At 31.6% G+C, this 21,687-nt stretch carries 20 protein-coding genes; all 20 read left to right on the top strand.

The genetic code is table 11. From position 1 onward, the window contains the following. Positions 1 to 336: 336 nt before the first annotated feature. The 20 genes from BLR17_RS11295 to BLR17_RS11200 all read left to right on the top strand — a co-directional run bounded on the left by BLR17_RS11295 (position 337) and on the right by BLR17_RS11200 (position 21,670). Positions 337 to 1,266 (top strand): glycosyltransferase family 2 protein, encoded by a 930-nt coding sequence (locus tag BLR17_RS11295; RefSeq protein ID WP_066329322.1) that lies wholly within the window; start codon positions 337 to 339, stop codon positions 1,264 to 1,266. Between the two features lie 30 nt (positions 1,267 to 1,296). Then, a complete protein-coding gene (locus BLR17_RS11290) occupies positions 1,297 to 2,379 on the top strand; it encodes a DegT/DnrJ/EryC1/StrS family aminotransferase (RefSeq protein WP_066329320.1) in 1,083 nt (360 codons plus the stop codon). A 4-nt stretch (positions 2,380 to 2,383) separates the two neighbouring features. Next, the gene (locus tag BLR17_RS11285) at positions 2,384 to 3,016 is read left to right on the top strand and encodes an acetyltransferase (protein ID WP_066329318.1); all 633 of its coding nucleotides are present in this window, start codon (positions 2,384 to 2,386) and stop codon (positions 3,014 to 3,016) included. Then, on the top strand, positions 3,016 to 3,939 hold the full coding sequence (locus tag BLR17_RS11280) for a glycosyltransferase family 2 protein (RefSeq protein WP_169817170.1): 924 nt from the start codon (positions 3,016 to 3,018) through the stop codon (positions 3,937 to 3,939). The genes BLR17_RS11285 and BLR17_RS11280 overlap by 1 nt, the downstream gene beginning before the upstream one ends. A gap of 39 nt (positions 3,940 to 3,978) precedes the next feature. Further along, positions 3,979 to 5,145: a glycosyltransferase gene (locus BLR17_RS11275; RefSeq protein ID WP_066329315.1), complete on the top strand. Its 1,167-nt coding sequence runs from the start codon at positions 3,979 to 3,981 to the stop codon at positions 5,143 to 5,145. 64 nt (positions 5,146 to 5,209) lie between these two features. Continuing rightward, positions 5,210 to 6,247, top strand: a complete 1,038-nt coding sequence (locus tag BLR17_RS11270; RefSeq protein ID WP_066329314.1) for an acyltransferase — start codon at positions 5,210 to 5,212, stop codon at positions 6,245 to 6,247. Between the two features lie 76 nt (positions 6,248 to 6,323). Beyond that, positions 6,324 to 7,475 (top strand): glycosyltransferase, encoded by a 1,152-nt coding sequence (locus BLR17_RS11265; RefSeq protein WP_066329313.1) that lies wholly within the window; start codon positions 6,324 to 6,326, stop codon positions 7,473 to 7,475. Next, positions 7,472 to 8,503 (top strand): acyltransferase family protein, encoded by a 1,032-nt coding sequence (locus tag BLR17_RS11260; protein WP_066329312.1) that lies wholly within the window; start codon positions 7,472 to 7,474, stop codon positions 8,501 to 8,503. The genes BLR17_RS11265 and BLR17_RS11260 overlap by 4 nt, the downstream gene beginning before the upstream one ends. Further along, positions 8,496 to 9,458, top strand: a complete 963-nt coding sequence (locus BLR17_RS11255) for an acyltransferase family protein (protein ID WP_066329311.1) — start codon at positions 8,496 to 8,498, stop codon at positions 9,456 to 9,458. The genes BLR17_RS11260 and BLR17_RS11255 overlap by 8 nt, the downstream gene beginning before the upstream one ends. Beyond that, a complete protein-coding gene (locus BLR17_RS11250) occupies positions 9,455 to 10,528 on the top strand; it encodes a glycosyltransferase family 4 protein (protein WP_066329309.1) in 1,074 nt (357 codons plus the stop codon). The genes BLR17_RS11255 and BLR17_RS11250 overlap by 4 nt, the downstream gene beginning before the upstream one ends. Beyond that, positions 10,528 to 11,637, top strand: a complete 1,110-nt coding sequence (locus BLR17_RS11245) for a glycosyltransferase family 4 protein (protein ID WP_066329308.1) — start codon at positions 10,528 to 10,530, stop codon at positions 11,635 to 11,637. The genes BLR17_RS11250 and BLR17_RS11245 overlap by 1 nt, the downstream gene beginning before the upstream one ends. Positions 11,638 to 11,641: 4 nt before the next feature. Then, positions 11,642 to 12,727, top strand: a complete 1,086-nt coding sequence (locus BLR17_RS16440) for an EpsG family protein (protein WP_066329307.1) — start codon at positions 11,642 to 11,644, stop codon at positions 12,725 to 12,727. Continuing rightward, a complete protein-coding gene (locus BLR17_RS16435; protein ID WP_066329306.1) occupies positions 12,728 to 13,603 on the top strand; it encodes a glycosyltransferase family 2 protein in 876 nt (291 codons plus the stop codon). Next, positions 13,604 to 14,710: a glycosyltransferase gene (locus BLR17_RS11230; RefSeq protein WP_066329305.1), complete on the top strand. Its 1,107-nt coding sequence runs from the start codon at positions 13,604 to 13,606 to the stop codon at positions 14,708 to 14,710. After that, entirely contained in the window at positions 14,697 to 15,971 is a 1,275-nt protein-coding gene (locus BLR17_RS11225) for a glycosyltransferase family 4 protein (protein WP_083189523.1), read from the top strand. Before BLR17_RS11230 ends, BLR17_RS11225 begins: the two co-directional genes overlap by 14 nt. Next, the gene (locus BLR17_RS11220) at positions 15,964 to 16,566 is read left to right on the top strand and encodes a sugar transferase (RefSeq protein ID WP_066329303.1); all 603 of its coding nucleotides are present in this window, start codon (positions 15,964 to 15,966) and stop codon (positions 16,564 to 16,566) included. Before BLR17_RS11225 ends, BLR17_RS11220 begins: the two co-directional genes overlap by 8 nt. Further along, the gene (locus BLR17_RS11215) at positions 16,556 to 17,173 is read left to right on the top strand and encodes an acetyltransferase (protein WP_174544391.1); all 618 of its coding nucleotides are present in this window, start codon (positions 16,556 to 16,558) and stop codon (positions 17,171 to 17,173) included. The genes BLR17_RS11220 and BLR17_RS11215 overlap by 11 nt, the downstream gene beginning before the upstream one ends. 135 nt (positions 17,174 to 17,308) lie before the next feature. Next, positions 17,309 to 18,451: a DegT/DnrJ/EryC1/StrS family aminotransferase gene (locus BLR17_RS11210; RefSeq protein ID WP_066329302.1), complete on the top strand. Its 1,143-nt coding sequence runs from the start codon at positions 17,309 to 17,311 to the stop codon at positions 18,449 to 18,451. A gap of 84 nt (positions 18,452 to 18,535) precedes the next feature. After that, positions 18,536 to 19,315 (top strand): polysaccharide biosynthesis/export family protein, encoded by a 780-nt coding sequence (locus BLR17_RS11205; protein WP_066329301.1) that lies wholly within the window; start codon positions 18,536 to 18,538, stop codon positions 19,313 to 19,315. 3 nt (positions 19,316 to 19,318) lie between these two features. Then, positions 19,319 to 21,670 (top strand): GumC family protein, encoded by a 2,352-nt coding sequence (locus BLR17_RS11200; RefSeq protein WP_083189520.1) that lies wholly within the window; start codon positions 19,319 to 19,321, stop codon positions 21,668 to 21,670. Positions 21,671 to 21,687 lie beyond the last annotated feature (17 nt).

Below are 21,687 nucleotides of genomic sequence, written 5' to 3'. Positions count from 1 at the left end.
CAAAATTAGTGGAAAACTAAATCAACTTGTTTTGAGACAGAAATTAGCTTTTAAATAAACACTTGTTTTTAAAGGGAATTTTGCGATAATTACGAAATTTATTCATTGATTAATTGATGCTTTTTTTGAATTGTAGTAATTTAGGCAAAGATTCTAATTTTTCAGTAAAATGTTTGTTAAAACAGTTAGTTATTAAGTATCAATAATTCTGTTTAGACATTGAGCCGTTTTAAACAATAATTTGTTTTAAGAAGCTCTCTTAAATATTAATAATTAGATTTACAATTTTAAAAAATAATAATTTAAATCTTTATAAAATACCTTAAGTACGATTTCATGAGCACTAATCCACTTGTATCTATCCAAATTCCGACATATAATCAGCAAAGATTTATTAAGGGCGCACTAGATTCAGCTTTAGCCCAGACTTATGATAATTTACAGATTATTGTTGCAGATGATTGTTCTCCAGACTATGATATTTTTGAATTTTTGGCTGACTACAAGGATAATCCCAAAGTCCTTATTCATAGGAATGAGACAAATTTAGGGAGGGTAGCTAACTATCGTGCTACTCTTTTTAATTTGGCTAAAGGGGAGTGGTTTATGAACTTAGATGGAGATGATTATTTGGTAAATAATAATTTCGTGGCAAATGCGATAACCAGCATTAATCAATTTGATAAGGAGCAAATTGCCTTTTATAAAGGCAATACCCCGCTTCAAAAAATAGAAGAATCTGGAATAGCAAAAATAATGTTGAATGAGCATACCTATTTGATTAAAAATAAAGATTATTTAGCAAATATTCAACATGATTATGGCTTTTCTCATGCTTCACAATTGTATAATACTGAAAAAGCAAAAAGTGTAAACATTTACAATAGGAATCTATTAGATATCGATTATTTTTCTTTTCTCAAATGTATTTCAACTGGCGATATAATTGTGAATAATGAGCCTGTTTACCATTGGCGAATTCATGAAGCTCAGGAGACTTATACTGTCACACCCAAAGAATATTTAAAACGCTTTGAAGCAGTAGATGAGTTAGTAGCAGTTTATAAAGATCTTGGAAAGGAAGGCAGTAGTGCAGTGGCATATACAAGATATATGGTATATATATATTATCTGTCAACTGTATATAATCAAAGAAAACTAATACAAGAACTACCAACTATACTGAGTAAAACAAAATTAAGTATTAAATATTTAGTTCCTTTACTAGCAACTATTAAAAATTATTATTTACCTAAGAATAAATAATATTGTACAGCAATTAATTATTTTCTATTTATGATATTAATTACCAAACCATTTCTTCCACCAATTGAAGCATATCAACAATACGTAGAAGGCATTTGGCAGCGCAATTGGCTTACTAATATGGGACCCTTATCAAATGATCTAGAAATTAAGTTGAAAGATTTTTTGAAAGTAAAGAATTTATTGTTTGTAACTAATGGCACCGTAGCTATACAAATGGCCATCAAAGCTTTGGGTTTGAAAGGTGAAATACTTACAACTCCATTTTCATTTGTAGCCACCACCAGTTCTATTGTATGGGAAGCTTGTAAGCCCGTTTTTGTCGATATAGATCCATTGAGTTTAAATATTGACCCAACTAAAATCGAAGCAGCAATAACTCCTAATACATCTGCAATTCTGGCAACTCATGTTTATGGAAATCCTTGTGATGTAGAAGCTATTGACAAAATTGCTAAGAAACATAATCTTAAGGTTATTTATGATGCTGCTCATGCTTTTGGGGTAGAGGTCGCAGGAAAGTCCATATTTGAATATGGCGATATCTCTACTTGTAGTCTGCACGCCACCAAGCTCTATCATTCGATAGAAGGTGGCTTAGTAATTACTAAAGAGGATACGTTGTTGAAAGAACTTGCTTATATCCGTAATTTTGGTTTTGATGGTCCTGAAGCCTTTGCCACCTTAGGTATAAATGGTAAAAATTCCGAGTTTCATGCTGCCATGGGCTTGACAAATCTTACTTATATTGATAGTATCAGTGAAAAGCGGAAATTACTTTCGGAGCGGTATAATGAAAAATTAAAAGCTTTAAAAGCTGTTCAGCCAAAATGGCACCAAAATTCAAGGAATAATTATGCTTATTATCCACTTGTGTTTGAATCAGAAGCATTTATGTTAAAGTGTTACAATTTCTTGCAAACATATGAGGTGTTTACAAGAAGGTATTTTTATCCTTCCTTATCTGATTCATTGCCTTATGTTGAAAAGCAATTTTTACCTTTTACAGAAGATATTTCAAGTAGGGTATTATGTTTGCCTTTGTATTATGATCTCTCAGTAGAGGAAGTCGATTTGATTTGCAATTTATTACTCAACGCTCAAAATAAATAGTGAAATGCTTATTGTAGGTGCTAAAGGCTTTGCAAAAGAAGTTTTGGAAATCATATATCAAAATGGGACAAATGAAAAAATAAGCTTTTATGATGATATAAGTCAAGATAATCGAACAATGCTTTACAACAAATTTCGAGTTTTGAAAAGCGTGTCGGAAGTAAAAAAAAACTTTAAAGAAAACGGTAATCAGTTCACTTTAGGAATAGGTAATCCGAAGCTTAGATTTAAATTATTTGAAAAGTTTGAAGCATTGGGAGGTCACTTTGAATCTACAATAAGCAAACAGGCAGAAATCGGAAGTTTTGGGGTTGAAATTGGTCAAGGATGCAATATATTGTCAGGCGTTAGAATCAGTAATGATGTAACAATAGGAATAGGTACAATGATATATTATAATTCAATAATAACCCATGACGTACAAATTGGAAATTTTTGCGAATTGTCTCCCGGAGTAACTTTATTGGGGAGATGCAAGTTGGGTGATTTTGTACAAGTAGGAGCAGGTTCTATAATATTTCCGGATGTAGAAATTGGATCAAATACCATTATTGCTGCCGGAGCAGTAGTTCGTGAAAATATTCCTGAAAATGTTATGGTTGCCGGAGTTCCGGCTGTTATTAAAAGAAATTTATGATGAGCAATGCGATGGTTACAGTGGTAATGATAACTTATGGACATGAAAAATTTATTAAGCAGGCCATAAAGGGAGTTTTAGAACAAAAAGTAAATTTTCAAGTAGAACTTATTATTGCTAATGATTGCTCTCCAGACAAAACAGCTGAAGTAATTGATACTATTCTACAAACTGAAACAATTCCTTCGAACATAAGCATTATCTACAAAGGACATGAAAAAAATATAGGAATGATGCCCAATTTTATTTGGACATTAAGGCAAGCTAAAGGAAAATACATTGCCCTATGCGAAGGCGACGATTATTGGACAGAGCCTACTAAACTGCAACAACAAGTTGATTTTATGGAGCAGCATCCAAACTATATAATGTGTTGCCATGATAGAAATGTAGTAAATGAAAAAAATGAAGTATTAATTCAAAATCAACAAACTACTAAAGTAGATAAAGATACATTTGTGCAAACCTTGCTGTATAGAAATATATCCTTTGATGATACATTTTATCATTATTTCGAAAAGGCTAAGAATGGTGATACTTTTTTAATATATCGTTTACATCAATTAGGAGCTACCCATTATTTTGATTTTAATGGGGCATGTTATAGGGTTAGTGATGTAGGAGTTTGGAGTAAAGTCAGTGATGATAAGAGGTTTGAAATGAGCATCAGCTCTTTAGATAATATGATTGAATATTATAGTCTTTTAGCAAACAAATTCGCAATAAAACAAATAAAAAAATGGAAGGCTGAACAGTATTTGATTAGAAGTAAATCTTTGAGTGAAGCAGGATACAAAATCTCAGCTTTAAATCATATTTTCAGATACAATACTCTATTATTAAGTTCAAACCCCAATCATTTTTTTAGCTTAAATAATTTCAAAACAAGTATACTTTTGAATTTAAGGTATTTGTTGCAATAAATAATGGTTTGTTAAAACTAATTTTTTAAATAAAAAATCGTGCAGCATATACTCTTAATGTCCCATAAAATGAATTTGGGAGGTACTGAAAAAGCACTATTGTCTTTTATTAATGCCTTAGCAGATAAAGATTTAAAAATAACTTTGCTCCTGTTAGAAGATGGAGGTGTTTTGAGGGAAGAAATTCCATCTTGGGTTGATGTTGAGATTTTAAATGTTTTTGAAAGTATAAAGACGGTTATTTTTGATCCTCCCTTAGCTTTAGCCAAAATACAAATAAAATACGGACAGCTATGGAATGCTTTGAATACTATTTTGAGATATGCAAAAGTAAAAATTTCAAAATCCTGGTATTATAACTATATAGCCGCATTAGAAGGGTATAAATCGAATTATAGTGCTGATGTGGCTATTGCTTTTGCAGGGCCTTCTGATTTTATTTCTTATTTTGTTTTAAAACATATTGAAGCTCCTAAAAAATATCAGTGGATTCATTTTGATATTCGTGAGGTATTATTAAATACTAATTTTGGAAATAAATATTATTCTGCTTTTAATAAAATATTTTGTGTTTCTGAGAATGCAAAAATAATTTTTGATCAAGTTTTTCCTCAATTTAAAGACAAGTCAACTGTTTTTCGAAATATAGTTAGCAAGCAGGATTTAGTGATTAAGGCGTTTCAGGGAGAAAGTTTTACAGATGGGTTTACCGGTTTGCGTATAGTCACTCTAGGTCGACTTTCTAAAGAAAAAGGTCAGGATATGATTCCTGAAGTAGTGAGACGTTTGGATAAAGACGGTTTTGATTTTAGATGGTATGTTATCGGGGACGGTGATTTAAAGTCTGTTTTGGAGTCCCAAATTGAATTGTTGAAAATCGGAAGTAAAATGGTTCTTTTAGGGGCACAATTAAATCCTTATGCTTATTTAAGAGATTGTGATGTATACGTTCAAACCTCTTTGCATGAGGGGTATTGTCTGACTATTCATGAGGCTAAAATGTTTGACAGGGCTGTAGTGACTACCAATGTTGCCAGCGCATCTAATTTGATTATTGACAAGGAAGATGGTTTGATTGTAGCTATTTCAACAGATGGTTTGTATGACGGAATTAGAGAAATGCTATCAGATATTGAATTAAGGAATAGATGTTCAAGAGCTTTATTAGCTGAGGATACAACAGTTGAAATTAAAAAAATATTATGACAAAGTGGATACAAAAAGTCAATAGTCAAGATTGTTAATTAGAGATAAGGATTATTAATTAACGATGAAAAGAAACCATTTAGAAATAGCTTGGATGAATAATCTAAGAGCATTGGCTACATTATCAGTTATTGTTTTGCATGTAGCTTTTCCGATATTATATAATTATGGAACAATAAAAGTTAATGACTGGCAAATTGGAAATTTTTTTGACAGTCTAGTTCGATTTTGTGTCCCCATATTTTTAATGCTTACAGGAGCTTTACTGTTGTCGAAGCCTATAGAGATTGAAAGTTTTTTTAAAAAGAGATTTCTTAGAATATTATTACCCTTTTTGTTTTGGAGTTCTATATATGTTGTTTATAGTTTAGCTTTGAAATATAATATAGAAACAGATTTGAGTCTTCTGGAGTGTGTTAAATTTGTTTATTTACAATTTAAAGATGGAGCATCATATCACTTGTGGTATGTGTATATGATTATTGGAATATATTTGTTTTTGCCAATACTAAATAAGTGGATATTAAATTCGAGTGAAAAAGAAATTAGATGTTTTATTGTTTTTTGGTTTTTTGTGATGTTTTTAAAGCATCCATATTTATCAAGGTTTATTCCTAATATAGATTTAACTTATTTTTCAGGTTTTATAGGCTATCCTGTATTAGGGTATTATTTAGCCTATAAATTTAATAGTCAAAAAACAGTAAAGTTATCTATTTTGTTATTTATCGTAGGCTTTGGTTTTACAATGATAGCTACTGTTTTAAAAACAATGCAACAAGGGGTGTTTTATCAAGCTTTTTATGATTATTTATCTCCTAATGTTATAATAGAAGCTATTGGGGTGTTTTTGTTTTTTAAGAGTTATTCTTTTCAAAAAACTAAGTTACAATTAGTAGTCAATACAGTAAGCAAACATAGTTATGGGATTTATTTATCGCATGTATTAATGCTAAGTTTTTTAGATAGCTTGGATTTAAATTATTCAATTACAAATCCAATTATAGCTATTCCTTTGATAAGTATATTGTGTATTATAATGTCATTAATAGTGACCTTTTTGATTAATAAGATACCTTACGGTCATCTTATATCCGGATAAAATGAGTGTTTTTGTAAGTAATATATTTTTCATTGGATTCTAATAGTAATAGTTTTATAAAATCCTCAATTCAAATATGATTTCAATAGTATTTGTTATAGAATCTTTAGATTGTGGTGGCGCTGAAAAAAGTTTAGTTACTTTACTAAACAATTTGGATTACAGTATATGTAAAGTGGATTTGATTCTGATTAAAAAAGGCGGTAATTTTGAACAGTTCCTGCCAAAGCAGGTTAATGTTGTGTATTTTGATTTTGTTTCAAAAATGTCTTTTGTTTCAAAAATGAAAGCCCGAATTTCTTTTTTGCTACAACGTAAATTTACAAAGGAAAAACTTCACTCAGCACAAATGTTTTGGTCTAGTTTCAAATCTTCTATTCAAGTTTTTAGCGAAGAATACGGAATTGCAATAGCATATAGCCAAGGATTTTCTACTTATTTCGTTGCAGAAAAATTAAAAGCATCGAAAAAAATAACATGGTTGAATACAGATTATACTAAAGCTGGTTTTAGACCTGAATATGATCTTGATAAATATCTAATATTTGATAAAATTATAGCGGTATCTGAACAAAGTAAATGTTCTTTTATTGATGCAATGCAATCAGTAGGAGTAAGTATGAATTTAGATGTTATAAAAGATATTACAGATGATGATTTAATTAAAAAACGAAGTTTTGAAGAAATTGGATTTATTAAACAGGATGATGAGATTACTATTTTAACTGTTTGTCGTTTATCAAAAGAAAAAGGACTTCATTTAGCCATTGATGCTTGTAAAATATTGGTTGATAAAGGAAAAAAAATAAAGTGGTATGTAATTGGAGAAGGAGGAGAACGTTCATTTTTAGAACAATTGATAAGAACTGAAAAATTAGAAAATAATTTTATTTTAAAGGGTTTTAAGTCGAACCCTTACCCATATATCCGAACTTGTGATATTTATGTTCAAACATCTCTTTTTGAAGGATTAAGTTTGACGGTTATCGAGGCCTCTATATTATGCAAGCCTATTGTTACGACTAATTTCTCAACAGCCCATTCATTATTAAAAAATAATGAAACAGGTCTTATTTGTGAAATGAATGCAGAATCAATAGCTCAATCTATTATTAAATACATAGATGATGAAGGTTTTAAGAAGCGTATTGTTGCAAATTTGGCGGATAAAAAAAATACTGATAAAGAAGATTCGCTTAAGAAGTTTAATGGGTTAATTAAAATATGATTTCGATTCAGCAATCCAATCATTTGAAATCTATCGCCATTTTAATGATGCTGTGTCTTCATTTATTCAATAGCCTGGATTATGAAGGATTGTTCGCCCCCTTGCTATACATCGGTTCAAAGCCTTTAATTTATTATGTTTCGTTGTTTTGTGATGCCTGTGTACCTATTTTTGCTTTTGTCAGTGGTTACGGTTTGTATTTTAAATACCTGCAAAATCAAACAATTTATAGAAAAGATAATCTTAGGCGTTTGAAAAAAATGTATTTGAATTATTGGATTATCATATTTTTGTTTCCTGTTGGTTTAGGGTTTTTATTAGGGGAAGAAAATTATCCGGGTTCTATCATAAAGCTTTTAGGAAATTTATCAGCTGTAGTTACTTCCTATAATGGAGCCTGGTGGTTTTTTACAATCTATGTTTTGTTTGTGTTAACGTCCCATTTCTGGTTTCGACTTTTTGATACAATAAATCCATATCTTTTTCTAATATCACTTTTTGTGTTATATGTTATTGGTTTTTATTTTAGAATTTATAAAGTTCCAATTTATAACAATAATGTAGCTAATCACATTCAAACACAAGTGGTGTTGTATATTTGTACATTGTTTCAATTTATGCTGGGTGCTTTTGCTTTACGGTTTTCTTGGAATAATAAAATTAGCCAGCTTATTAATCTTATAAATAATAAGAATTTACTTTTTATAGGTGGAACAATTATGCTAATTGTATTACATGGAATAGTGCCCAATTTTATAATTGCTCCGTTCACTGGAATTATATTTTTGTTCTTATTTCTACAATTAGAATTAAAACCAATTTTAAATAGAATACTCGATTTTTTTACCCCTCACTCGACTAATATTTGGCTAGTTCATATGTTTTTTTATATGATATTTTTTAAATCATTTATCTATAGTACTAAGTATGTATTGCCTATATTTTTGTTATTAGTTTTTTGTTGTATTGGTAGTTCTGTTGTGATTAATAAAATTCTGGATTATAATTCAAGACTTTGGAATGAATAATAATTTAAATAGAATTCCAGAGCTGGAATCTTTAAGAGGGATTGCAGCATTGAGTGTTATGCTTTATCATTATACAAGTTTTTTTAGAGCTAGCCTTCATTATAATTTTAGTTCAATTTTTGATTTTCAATTTGGACATCATGGAGTAGAATTGTTTTTTATGATTAGTGGTTTTGTAATATTTATGTCCTTAGATCGAATTAATAGTGTAAGGCAATTTGTTTATAAACGTTTTCTAAGATTGTATCCAACTTATTGGATCTGTTTGTTGATTACTTTGATAGTTATGTTGTTTGATAATACAGCACAATTCGATTTTTCTTTGAAAGATAAAGTTTTTAATATCTTAATGTTTCAAGGTTTTTTCCATGTTAAGAATATTGACGGCTCCTATTGGTCTTTGTTGCCTGAATTATGTTTTTATGCAATGATGATTTTTTTTTGGAGATTAAAAATAATTAAAGATATTTTTCTGGTAGTATTAGTATGGTTAGTTTTAATGTATGTAGTTCTATTGCGGCCATCATTAATTGACGTACTATTGAATCTTAAATTTGGTGTTTTTTTTATTATCGGAATAATGTTTAATTTGTTATACAAAAATAAGAAGCAGTTATATCCGCATATTTTTATTCTATTAGCATTAGTAAGTGTTCTCTTCGTAAGAGATAGTGTCGAAGTATTTTGTTTCACCTCTTTATTTGTTTTAGTTTTTTATCTTTTGATATATCAAAAATTATCATTTTTAAATAATCGTATTTTTATTTTTTTTGGTGAAATTTCGTATCCATTATATTTGTTACATCAAACCATAGGCTATATTTTGATTTATAATTTAATCCGTTATGGTATGCCGCATTTTGCATCAATAGTATTGATAGCAATTTTTTGTATTGGATTGAGTTTTTTAGTTTATAAATATTTAGAGCAACCTATTATTAATAAATTAAGATGAAACTGCTTTATATCACAAACGGGATTAATGGTGCAGGAGGCTTAGAACGGGTACTTTCGGTTAAAGCTTCTTATTTAGCAGAGAATTATGCCTATGATGTTAGTATTCTTTGTCTTAATGATAATGATAAAAAAACTTTTTACAGTTTTTCGGATAAAATAAAAACATATAGTATTCCTGTTCAGGGAAATTTTATTCAATATTTATTGGCGTATAAAAAAGGGATTCAGCAAATTGTTAAAGAATTGCAGCCTGATGTGATTTCAGTTTGTGATGATGGATTAAAAGGTTTTTTTGTTCCTAAAATGCTAAAAACTCTGATTCCAATAATTTACGAACGACATGCTTCTATTAATTTAAACACGCATAATTCCATCAAAGGGAAATTAATTCGAATTTTGATGCAATTTCAAGTTAAAAAATTCGCAAAATTTGTTGTATTAACAGCTTCTAATACAAAAGAATGGAAAGGAAATAATATTGTTGTAATTTCCAATCCTCTGAGTTTTGAACCCCAGTCAGGCAATCCATTAGATCAAAAAAAAGTGATAGCAGTTGGATCCCATTCTTACAATAAAGGCTATGATATATTATTGAAGGTATGGAAAGAAGTTTCTGTTCTGCATCCGGATTGGGAGCTGACAATTTATGGAAAAATAGATTCAGAACAACAATTTGTGAAGTTAGCTGAAGAATTAGTTGTATCTGATTCAGTAAGTTTTTTTAATCCTGTGATTGATATCAAAGAGAAATATTTAAAGACGTCTATTATGGTGTTGCCTTCCAGATCCGAAGGATTTGGGATGGTATTAATAGAAGCTATGGCTTGTGGTCTTCCATGTGTTTCTTTTGATTGTCCATCCGGTCCCAGGGATATTATATTGAATAAGGAAGACGGTTTTTTAATAGAAAATCAAAATGTACAAAAATTTACTAATGCACTAAAGGATTTGATTGTAAATCCCGAGTTGCGTTTAGAAATGGGAAAAAAAGCATTTCAAAATGTACAGCGTTTTGATATTAGTTCCATTATGAAACAATGGGATGCCTTATTTAAATCATTGATGTAATGAAGATAGTTTTTTCTACTGATCAAATTTATCTTCATGGAGGTATAGAAAAAGTGTTGGCTGAAAAAGCCAATTATTTTGCTGATGTCTGTGGGTATGAAGTTATTGTTTTAACTAATCAACAAAAGGAAAAAAGTCCCTGCTATCCTTTAAGTAAAAAAATACAGACGGTAGATTTGGGAATTAATTATAATAGAGAGAAGAGTTATTTCTCGTGGGTTAATTTAAAGAAAGTACTCAATCATATTTATCAATTAAATCGTTTTTTTTATACACTACAGCCCGATGTTGTTATTGTATCTAATTTTGGTTTTGATACTTATTTTGTTCCCTTTTTATATAAGAAAGCTAAAAAAATAAAAGAATTTCATTCCTCCCGTTATTTTGAATCGCAATTAAGAAATCGAACGACTTCTTTTTTTAAAAAGAAATACTATCAATTGAATGATTGGGTGGAATCAAAATACGATTATTTAGTGGTTTTAAATCAGGACGAAGTTTCTTGTTACAAAAGTGATAATGCAGTGGTAATTCCTAATCCTGTAACCATCCCAAAAGTAACAGCAAATTTGATGAATAAAAAAGTGGTTGCGGCTGGCAGAATTGCCCCTGTAAAAGGTTTTGAAAAATTGATAGAAGCATGGAAAGTAGTGCATGCAATAGCTCCCGAATGGGAATTGCATTTTTATGGCGAAGATTATTTAGATACTCAAAAGCAGTTAGAAGAGATAATTAAAGAAAATCATTTGGAAAAAGTCATTTTTTTTAAGGGAAGTTCTTCCAATATGACAGAAACATTTATGGATTATAGTATCTATACTATGAGTTCTCAAACAGAATGTTTTCCAATGGTTTTATTAGAAGCATTGTCCGTAGGCTTACCTATCGTTTCTTTCGATTGTCCTAATGGCCCTCGTAATATTATCACAAATGGAGAAGATGGATTATTGGCAGAAAATCAAAATATAAAAGATTTAGCTGAAAAAATTTTAGTTTTAATACAGAAAGAAAATCGAAGAACAGCTTTTGGATTAGCCGCAAAAGTAAATAGTGAAAGATTCTCCACTTCCGTCGTGATGCAACGTTGGATTAATTTATTGAATTCTTAAGATTATGTTTGAATTTATTCCGGCTCTTTTTTACAGTTCGTTATATTACTATTTTTTATTGTTTATAGTACTCGTTGTTTTTTTACGATCTAATTTAGTTCCTCTTACAGATTCAAGGAGCATTAAAACAAATAAAACTTTTGAGGTTTTAATTCTGGTATTCACTTTAGTCTATATGGGATTAAGACCATTAAGTTGGGTTTTTGGAGATATGGGTACTTATGCACAATTTTTTGAAAGATATCAAAGGGGGGAGTCACCTGATTTTAATGGAGATATTATTTTTAATTCATTTACAAAGTTATGTTCTTCTTTAATGAATATTCAGATGTATTTTTTGTTTTGTACATTGTTATATGTTTTACCCCTGTGGAGTGCTTGTAGAAAATGGTTTAAGAATTACAGTTTTTATGCTTTTTTAGCTCTAATAACTTCCTTTTCTTTTTGGTCATTTGGAACGAATGGAATTCGAAACGGAATAGCGACATCTCTTTTTTTATACGCTTTATCAAGAGATAAAATGGCTTTTAAAATTTTGTTTGTTGTAATAGCGTTTGGTTTTCATAAATCGATTGTGATTCCCACTGTGGCATTGAGTTTGACCTACTTCTATAATAATTCTAAGAAATATTTTTATGGCTGGTTGTTATGTATTCCTTTGTCATTAGTTTCGGGAGGTTTTTGGGAAGGGCTTTTTGCAGGCTTAATGGCAGATGAACGAGTAAGTTATCTTACTGATGGGAATGTGAATAATGATTCGTTTTCGAGTACGGGCTTTCGTTGGGATTTTTTGATGTATAGTGCTTCGGCAGTATATGCAGCCTACTTTTTTATATTTAAAAAGAAATTTATAGATCCAACTTACAACCGATTGGTTTGTGTTTATCTGGCAGCTAATGCTTTTTGGATTTTGGTAATTAGAGCCAATTTCTCCAATCGTTTTGCCTATTTATCCTGGTTTATGATGGGAATAGTTATCGTTTATCCCTTTTTAACTAAAATTCAATTGAAGAAACAACATCAGGTTTTAGGATTAGTGTTGTTGGCTTATTTTGGATTTACTTTTTTTATGAATGTAGTACTTGGCTAAATGAAAAGTTTAACTGTTTTTACCCCTTCTTACAATAGGGCTTATTTATTACCTCAATTGTATAAAAGCCTTTGTAATCAGACCTCACAAGATTTTGAATGGTTGATTATTGATGATGGTTCAATGGATGAAACCAGAACTTTAGTGGCTAGCTGGCAACAGGAAAATGAAATTCATATTGAATATATTTATCAAGAGAATCAGGGGATGCATGGGGCACATAATACAGCTTACGAAAATATTCAAACTGAGTTTAATGTGTGTATCGATTCGGATGATTTTATGCCGGATAATGCAGTTGCTGTTATTTTGCAGGCATGTGCAAATTTAGAAGAAAATTATGCTGGAATTTTAGGGCTTGACACAAATAAAGAAGGTGAAATTATAGGGACTGTCATTCCGGAAAATTTAACAGCAGTCAAACTGAATGAATTATACTCTATACATCAGGTTAAAGGAGATAAAAAAATTGTGTATCGCACAGCAATAGTAAAAAAATATCCTAAGTATCCTCTTTATGAGAACGAGCGGTTTGTACCTTTGGATTATTTGTATTTGTTAATTGATCAGGATTATGATTTAAAACCGGTAAATGAAGTGTTGTGCATTGTAGAATATCAGGCAGATGGTTCTTCAATGAATATTTTAAAACAGTACAGAAAACACCCTAATGGCTTTGCTTTTTCCAGAGTTAGTAGGATTAAATATGGTAAAACTTTTAAAGAACGGTTTAAAAATGCGATACATTTGGTATCGTCTGCATTCTTTGCAAAAGAACTATCTTGGCTTTATAAAACCGATAAACCAGTTTTAGTTTTTACAGCCATGCCTGTAGGGGTTCTTTTAAATCTTTATATACGTTATAAAACCAGATAAATGCGAGTACTTCAAATTATTAATTCCTTAGGAACTGGAGGTGCTGAAAAATTATTGTTAGACACTATTCCTTTATACCGAAAAGAAGGTGTTGAAATGGATTTATTGCTTTTTTGGGAAAATAATCATCCTTTTACAAAAGCCTTAATGGATTTGAATTGTTGTAAAGTGATTGTCTTAAATCATTCTTTGAATTATAAAGATATTTATTCACCGAGAAACATTTTAAAATTAAGAAAATATCTTAAAGATTATGATATTGCTCATGTACATTTGTTTCCAGCACAGTATTTTACTGTTTTGGCTAATATTTCTCTTAAAAATAGATGTAAATTGATTTTTACAGAGCATAGTACATCTAATAGAAGAATCAATAATAGAATTTTTAAGCCTCTTGAATCTTGGATATATACTAAATATAAAAAATTAGTATGTATTACAGAGGAAATTAAAAATATTTATGATAACTATTTGAAACAATTTAATACGATAGAAATTATTTATAATGGAGTAAATATTGAAATGATTCAGAATGCAAAATCAAGAAATAAAGAAGAAATTCATCCTATATTAACTCAAGAACAGAAAATTATATTACAAGTTTCTGCATTTAGAAAAGGAAAAGACCAAATGACATTAGTAAAGGCTTTACAATATCTTCCTGAAAATTATTATGTGGTTTTGGTAGGAGAAGGTGATGAATTGAAAAACTGCGAAAATCATGTTATTGAATTAGGTTTTGATAAAAGAGTTGTATTTCTAGGTCAGCGTATGGATATTCCTCGATTATTAAAAACAGCTGATATTATAGTATTGTCTTCTAAATATGAAGGTTTATCACTTTCTTCTATTGAAGGGATGGCATCAGGAAAACCTTTTGTTGCGTCTGATGTTCCAGGTTTGTCGGAAGTTGTAGGGGGGGCAGGAGTTTTATTTGAATTAGGCAATGCTAAGGAATTGGCAGAACGAATTCAGGAACTTTTAGAGGATAAGACCTTGTATGAACGAACTGTTGAAGCATGTCAGAATAGAGCTGCTCAATATGATATTCAGAATATGATTCAAAAACATATTGAATTATACCAAAGAGTATATGCTGCAACCTAAACTCATTCGCACCTCTACTGTAGCGATGTCCTTAGATTTCTTGCTCAAAGGACAACTGGCTTTTTTGAGCGGGCATTTTGAAGTGGTGGCAGTTTCTGGTGACGATGAACATTTAAAGAGGTTAGCCGAACGAGAGCAAGTAAGAACTGTTCCGTTGCAAATGCAACGCAATATTAGTCCGCTAAAAGACTTGCTGTCTTTGTGGAAATTGTATCTTTTGTTCAAAAAAGAAAAACCACAAATAGTTCATTCGATAACTCCAAAAGCAGGATTGTTGTCTATGATAGCGGGAAAAATGGCTGGTGTTCCTGTTCGTATACATACTTTTACAGGGTTGATTTTTCCTTCTAAAACCGGTTTGTTACAAAAAATATTGATTCTGATGGATAAGGTTTTGTGTTGTTGTGCTACACATATTTATCCCGAAGGACACGGAGTCAAAAATGATTTGATACAGTACAAAATTACTTCCAAACCCTTGAAAGTAATAGCTAATGGCAATGTCAACGGAATTGATACAGCTTATTTTTCAAAAGAGAAAGTATCTGTTCAGGAGCAACAAGCCTTAAAAAAAGAGTTGTGTATTGGCGAAAATGATTTTGTTTTTATTTTTGTTGGTCGCTTAGTGGGGGATAAAGGAATAAACGAATTGGTGAATGCTTTTAAGCATTTAGTTGTCAGTTCGAGCGCAGTCGAGAACCAGAGCGTAGTTGAGAACGAGAGCATAGTTGTGAATAACCGACAAATCACAACTGACAACTCACAACCGACAGCTCACTGTCACCCTGAGCCTGTCGAAGGGTCTAATTTAAAACTCCTCTTAGTAGGTCCTCTGGAAACTGAATTAGATCCCTTACAAACTGAAACCTTAAAAGAAATAGAGAACAATCCCAATATTATTTCAGTTGGATTCCAAAAAGACGTCCGCTCCTATTTTTCCATTTCTGATTGTCTCGTTTTTCCAAGTTATCGGGAAGGATTTCCGAATGTCGTTTTGCAGGCAGGTGCCATGGGATTGCCAGCTATTGTGACAGATATTAATGGTTCTAATGAAATTATTGTTGATGGAGACAACGGAATTATCATTTCTGTTAAAAATTCAAATTCACTTTTGGAAGCAATGAATAAAATAATGAAGGATTCACAATTTTATTCGCAATTACAAATGAATGCAAGACCAATGATTGTTTCCCGTTATGAGCAAAAAGTAGTATGGGAAGGGATATTGAATGAATATAAAAAATTAGAAAAAAGTGTATAAATTATTTTTTAAACGCTTATTGGATTTTACAGCATCAATGATAGGATTTGTTATGCTAAGTCCATTATTTTTGTTAGTTACCATTGGTTTGTTTTTTGCTAATCAGGGTAAGCCTTTTTTCTTTCAGTTGCGACCTGGATTGCATGGGAAGATTTTTAAGATTGTCAAATTTAAGACTATGAACGACAAAAAAGATGCAAACGGAAAGATGTTGCCGGATGCTGAGCGTTTGACTAAAATAGGTTCTTTTGTTCGTAAAACTTCTTTAGATGAGATTCCGCAATTAATCAATGTTATCAAAGGGGATATGAGTTTGATAGGGCCAAGACCATTATTACCGCAATACCTACACCTTTATTCTGATTTTCAAAATAGGCGTCATGAAGTGAAGCCAGGAATTACGGGCTGGGCACAGGTTAATGGGCGTAATGCAATTTCCTGGGATAGAAAATTCGAATTGGATGTTTGGTATGTAGATCATATTTCATTTGTTTTGGATTTTAAAATTCTATTCAAAACCATTTTGAAAGTAGTAAAAAGAGAAGGGATTAACGCAGCCGATGCTGCTACAATTGAACCATTTAATGGAAACTGAAATTATTTTATTTGGTGCAAGCGGACATTGTAAAGTAGTTGTAGATATTTTACAATCCAATCAGAAAATTATTACTGCTATTATTGATGACAATCCTAAAACGCAAATATTATTGGGAATACAAGTTGTTCATTCTGAAAATTTTATTCTGCAAAAGCATCAAAAATGTATTATTGCTATTGGAGATAATGCAATACGCCAGCAAATAGTTCAAAGAATTGGTGGTGATTTTTATCGGGCCATTCATCCAAAAGCAATCGTTTCGGGCTTTTCTAAAATAGGAACAGGGACAGTACTGATGCCGGGAGCAATTGTAAATGTTGATGCCATAGTAGGGGAGCATTGTATTATTAATACTGCTGCTGTGGTGGAACACGACTGTGTCTTGGAGGATTATGTTCATCTTTCGCCTAATGTGTCATTAGCAGGTGGAGTAATTATTGGTGAAGGAACTCATGTGGGAATTGGGGCCAAAGTAATTCAGGGAATTAAAATTGGTAAATGGACTACTATTGGAGCGGGTGCCGTAATTATTAAGGATGTACCTGATTATGCTGTGGTGGTTGGAAACCCTGGTAGAATTATAAAGAGTAAAAAAAGTATATAAGTCAAGAATCTATTTAAAATTCATCAAAATCAATTTTTGCTATCCCTAAAGGGTATTATTTTGATGAATTTGAAACAGACTCAAAGCTGAAAATAAAAAAAACTTCTATGAAAAATAAACGAAATCACTTTATAAATGAATAACTCAAAAATATGGCTTTCTTCACCTCATATGGGAGGCAGTGAACGCAACTATGTCAATGAAGCTTTTGAGACAAACTGGGTTGCGCCACTTGGGCCTAATGTAAACGGATTTGAAGCCGATTTAGAAAAATATTTAGGTAGTACGGTTCATGTAGGGGCTTTGAGTTCCGGAACAGCGGCCATTCATTTGGGATTGGTTTTGTTAGGCGTTCAGGCCGGCGATGCCGTGATTTGTCAGTCGATGACGTTTTCGGCTTCGGCAAATCCTATTTTGTATCTGGGGGCGGCTCCTGTTTTTGTGGATAGCGAAGAAGATACCTGGAATTTATGTCCCTTAGTCTTAGAAGAGGCCATTTTAGACAGCATAAACAAAGGTAAAAAACCGAAGGCAATTATTGCTGTGCATTTATACGGAATGCCATTTAAAGTGGATGAAATCAAAGCCATTGCCGAAAAATATCAAATTCCGATCTTAGAAGACAGTGCTGAAGCCTTAGGGAGTACTTATAAAGGACAGCAATGCGGTACTTTTGGAACTATCGGAGTTTTGTCTTTTAATGGGAACAAAATCATCACTACTTCAGGAGGTGGAGCTATTGTAACCCCAACTAAGGAATTAAAAGATAAAGCCGTTTTTTTAGCTACCCAGGCAAGGGATAACGCAGCTCATTACCAACATTCGGAAGTGGGATACAATTACCGCATGAGTAATATTTGTGCGGGTATTGGTAGAGGACAAATGGAAGTATTGGATGCCCATGTCACTTTGCGTCGAAAGATGAACGATTTTTACAAAGAATTGTTTCAGGATATCGAAGGAATTACAGTTTTTGATGCACCTAATACGGATTATGTTTCAAATCATTGGTTGACAGCTATTGTAGTTGATTCAGCCAAAACAAACGGAATTACATCTGAAAAAATCCGATTGGCTTTAGAAAAAGAAAATATTGAATCCCGACCTTTGTGGAAACCGATGCATTTGCAGCCTGTTTTTGAAAATTATTCCTATTACGGCAAAAATGTAGCTCAAAATCTGTTTGAAAGCGGCTTGTGTTTACCATCTGGGTCTAATTTAACTGATGAAGACAGGCTAAGAATTAAAAAGGTTTTTTTAGAATTGCTTAAGCTGTAGTGATAATTTTACAAAATATTTGTTGGTGTATTGTTAAGCCTGCACGGCTAATTTCTTATATTTGCCGCAAAAAATAATAATTATATGAAGTATTTCTGTTTATCGAAAAGTGCTGTTTTTTTCTTTTTGATGCTCTTGTTTTTTTCCTGTACTCCTAAAAAAAACATACTTTATTATCAGAATATTGATAGTATGGCTTCCGCTAAATTGAATTCCTATGAAATACGAATTCAACCCGATGATTTGTTACAGATTAATATATCAGCCGAAGATCCTAAAGTTACAGCACCATTTAATTTGAATCCCGTAAATGTTGTTGGAAATGAAGGTCAGGGTCAGGTTGGAGGAAATAAATCAGTAATTAATGATTATTTAGTTGATGCTGATGGTTATATTAATTTTCCTGAATTGGGAAAATTAAAATTAGGAGGTTTAACCCGAACAGAAGTATTGGCGCTTTTTCAAAAAAAACTGGGAGCCTATATTAAAGATCCTATAATAACGGTTCGGATTCAGAATTTTAAAGTAGCTGTACAAGGAGAAGTCAATGGAGCAAGTATTATAAAAGTTCAATCTGACCGAATCACTTTAATTGAAGCATTAACTCAGGCAGGGGATTTAAAGACTACTGCCAATAGAAAGAATATCTTAGTGATAAGAGAAATTGATGGGGTAAAATCTTTTTTTAGGGTGGACGTAACAAAGTCCGATTTTATTAATTCTCCGTATTATTATTTGGCTCAAAATGATGTGATATACGTAGAGCCTAAAAACAGAACGATTAGTCCTGATGTTACTTTAGTTACAACAATCAGTTCTTTATTGGTTACTTTCGTTTCATTTCTATTAGTAATTGCAAAATAATTTATGGAGAATAATAACATGCAGGGGGAAGATTTTGGATCTGATTTTGATTTAAAAGCAGAGATTAATAAGTATTTAGCACATTGGAAATGGGTTGTGTTAAGTGTGCTTATTTGTCTTGTTTTGGCTTTTCTGAAATTAAGATATACAGTTCCCGTATATAATGCTTCGACTAAAATTTTAATGAAAGATACTAAAAAAGGAGGGCGACTTTCTGAAGCAGCTGCCTTTTCAGATCTTGGTTTTAATACAGGAACCAGAAATGTTGATGACGAGATTGAAATAATGAAATCAAGAAGCTTGTCAGAAGCTGTAGTTAAAAAGTTAAATTTCAATGTTGCAATAATTACCAAAGGGAAGGTTTTAGATTTGGAACTTTTTGAAGAACAATCTCCTATTGTAGTTCATTTTATTAATCAAACGCCCGATTTTGATGAGCAATATATGAAGTTTGATTTTTCGGATAATCCTTCAGGAACCTTTACCTTGGCTGAAGAAAATGGATTGATAGCAGGGAAAAGACAGTTTAGATACGGAGAGGCTATTAAAACGAAGTATGGCGATTTGATTATTACCAAATCAAGTCATGCTAAAGAAGCTAGTCTGGGTTCATTGTCTATTGTTGTCAGTCCTTTAAAAGCTGTAGCGGCAGGTTATAGAGGGAGATTAGTAGTTGAACCTTTGGTTAAGGGGAGTAATGTTGTAGTGTTGAGTATTGTTGATGGAGTAGAAAAAAAGGCTGAAAAGTTTTTGGATTGTCTGGTTCAAGCCTACAACCAAAATGCAGTTGCGGACAAAGAGTTCATTTCTAAAAACACCTCTGTTTTTGTGTCCAATCGTTTAGCGTTAATTAGTAAAGAGTTATCAGGAGTAGAGCAGGATGTTGAAAGGTTTAAGGTTAATAATAAATTAACTGATTTAGAAACAGAAGTAGGATTGTATGTTGCCGGATCAACGGAATATAATAAGAAAGCTGTTGATTTGCAGGTGCAATTGAATGTTTTGAACTCCATTGTTGATTACGTGAGAAAAAGTTCTAATGAAAATTTATTACCGGCTAATTTACTTTCAGATCTTGAAGGTGATGCATCTGCTTTGATAGGTTCTTATAATGACTTGGTTTTAGAAAGAAGCAGATTGTTAAAGTCAGCTAGTGAAACTAATCCAACAGTAGTAAAGATTGATCAGGAATTATCAAGTTTGAAATCGACACTTTTATCCAGTTTAGGAAAAAGTAAAGCCATGCTGCAAATTCAAAAGAAAGATATTGAGGCTAATGAAAATCTTTTTAATGGGAAGATTCAGAAAATACCTTCTCAGGAGCGTCAATTTAGAGAGATTGAGCGTCAGCAAAAAGTAAAAGAAGAATTGTATTTGTATTTATTACAAAAAAGAGAAGAAACAGCATTGGCACTATCATCAACTGAGCCTAATGCGAAAGTGATTGATGAAGCCTTATCAACAGGTCCTGTTACTGTAAGAAGAAGCGTGGTTTTTTTAGGGGCTTTATTGTTAGGTTTGTTAATTCCTATTGGGATTATTTTCTTAATTGATTTCTTAGATACTAAAATCAAAAGTCGTTTGGATTTAGAAGGGCGGACACAAATTCCATTTATTGGTGATGTGCCTACTTCTGAGGATGCGTCGTCTATTATGCAAGCCGAAAGCAGAACGAGTTCTGCCGAAGCCTTACGAATCATTCGAACCAATCTCGAATTTATGTTAAGTAAGGTGCCCGATGGAATAGCCAAAACTATTTTCTTAACTTCAACCTTTCCAAAAGAAGGAAAGACTTTTGTTTCGGTAAATTTAGCTGCTACTTTTGCGCTTTCAGGAAAGAGAGTATTGTTGGTCGGTATGGATATTAGAAATCCAAAATTAGATGAGTATCTAACTTTACCGGATAGAGGTTTTACCAATTATTTATCTTCTAAAGATTTAAATTTGGATGATTTAATTATAAAGCAAAAAGGCTATGAAGATTTTCATATTCTTCCGGCAGGTGTTATTCCGCCTAATCCGGCTGAATTATTGATGAGTAAAAAAGTCGATTCGTTTTTTGAGACTGTAAAAAAACAATACGATTATATTATTGTGGATACGGCTCCTGTAAGTTTAGTAACGGATACTTTGTTAATTGCTAAACACGCCGATACTTTTATCTATGTTGCCCGTGCTAATTTCTTAGAAAAACGAATGTTGGATATACCTAATAATTTGCATCGTGATCAAAAATTGCCTAATATGTGTATGTTGTTAAATGATACCGATTCTACTAAAGGCTATGGTTATGGTTACGGCTACGGAGTAAAAGTAGAAAATAAACCATGGTATAAAAGAACATTGAAAATTTAATTTTGTCACCTAATATT

This window comes from Flavobacterium glycines (genome assembly GCF_900100165.1).
GTDB lineage: Bacteria > Bacteroidota > Bacteroidia > Flavobacteriales > Flavobacteriaceae > Flavobacterium > Flavobacterium glycines.
Note: the sequence above shows the minus strand (reverse complement) of the source record. Positions and strands in the feature narration are given on the sequence as shown.

What these genes read in the sequence shown, in the direction of transcription:
- BLR17_RS11295 (WP_066329322.1), top strand. Translation starts at nt 337, where the DNA reads ATGAGCACTAATCCACTTGTATCTATCCAAATTCCGACATATAATCAG.
- BLR17_RS11290 (WP_066329320.1), top strand. Translation starts at nt 1,297, where the DNA reads ATGATATTAATTACCAAACCATTTCTTCCACCAATTGAAGCATATCAA.
- BLR17_RS11285 (WP_066329318.1), top strand. Translation starts at nt 2,384, where the DNA reads ATGCTTATTGTAGGTGCTAAAGGCTTTGCAAAAGAAGTTTTGGAAATC.
- BLR17_RS11280 (WP_169817170.1), top strand. Translation starts at nt 3,016, where the DNA reads ATGAGCAATGCGATGGTTACAGTGGTAATGATAACTTATGGACATGAA.
- BLR17_RS11270 (WP_066329314.1), top strand. Translation starts at nt 5,210, where the DNA reads ATGAAAAGAAACCATTTAGAAATAGCTTGGATGAATAATCTAAGAGCA.
- BLR17_RS11265 (WP_066329313.1), top strand. Translation starts at nt 6,324, where the DNA reads ATGATTTCAATAGTATTTGTTATAGAATCTTTAGATTGTGGTGGCGCT.
- BLR17_RS11260 (WP_066329312.1), top strand. Translation starts at nt 7,472, where the DNA reads ATGATTTCGATTCAGCAATCCAATCATTTGAAATCTATCGCCATTTTA.
- BLR17_RS11255 (WP_066329311.1), top strand. Translation starts at nt 8,496, where the DNA reads ATGAATAATAATTTAAATAGAATTCCAGAGCTGGAATCTTTAAGAGGG.
- BLR17_RS11250 (WP_066329309.1), top strand. Translation starts at nt 9,455, where the DNA reads ATGAAACTGCTTTATATCACAAACGGGATTAATGGTGCAGGAGGCTTA.
- BLR17_RS11245 (WP_066329308.1), top strand. Translation starts at nt 10,528, where the DNA reads ATGAAGATAGTTTTTTCTACTGATCAAATTTATCTTCATGGAGGTATA.
- BLR17_RS16440 (WP_066329307.1), top strand. Translation starts at nt 11,642, where the DNA reads ATGTTTGAATTTATTCCGGCTCTTTTTTACAGTTCGTTATATTACTAT.
- BLR17_RS16435 (WP_066329306.1), top strand. Translation starts at nt 12,728, where the DNA reads ATGAAAAGTTTAACTGTTTTTACCCCTTCTTACAATAGGGCTTATTTA.
- BLR17_RS11230 (WP_066329305.1), top strand. Translation starts at nt 13,604, where the DNA reads ATGCGAGTACTTCAAATTATTAATTCCTTAGGAACTGGAGGTGCTGAA.
- BLR17_RS11225 (WP_083189523.1), top strand. Translation starts at nt 14,697, where the DNA reads ATGCTGCAACCTAAACTCATTCGCACCTCTACTGTAGCGATGTCCTTA.
- BLR17_RS11215 (WP_174544391.1), top strand. Translation starts at nt 16,556, where the DNA reads ATGGAAACTGAAATTATTTTATTTGGTGCAAGCGGACATTGTAAAGTA.
- BLR17_RS11210 (WP_066329302.1), top strand. Translation starts at nt 17,309, where the DNA reads ATGAATAACTCAAAAATATGGCTTTCTTCACCTCATATGGGAGGCAGT.
- BLR17_RS11205 (WP_066329301.1), top strand. Translation starts at nt 18,536, where the DNA reads ATGAAGTATTTCTGTTTATCGAAAAGTGCTGTTTTTTTCTTTTTGATG.
- BLR17_RS11200 (WP_083189520.1), top strand. Translation starts at nt 19,319, where the DNA reads ATGGAGAATAATAACATGCAGGGGGAAGATTTTGGATCTGATTTTGAT.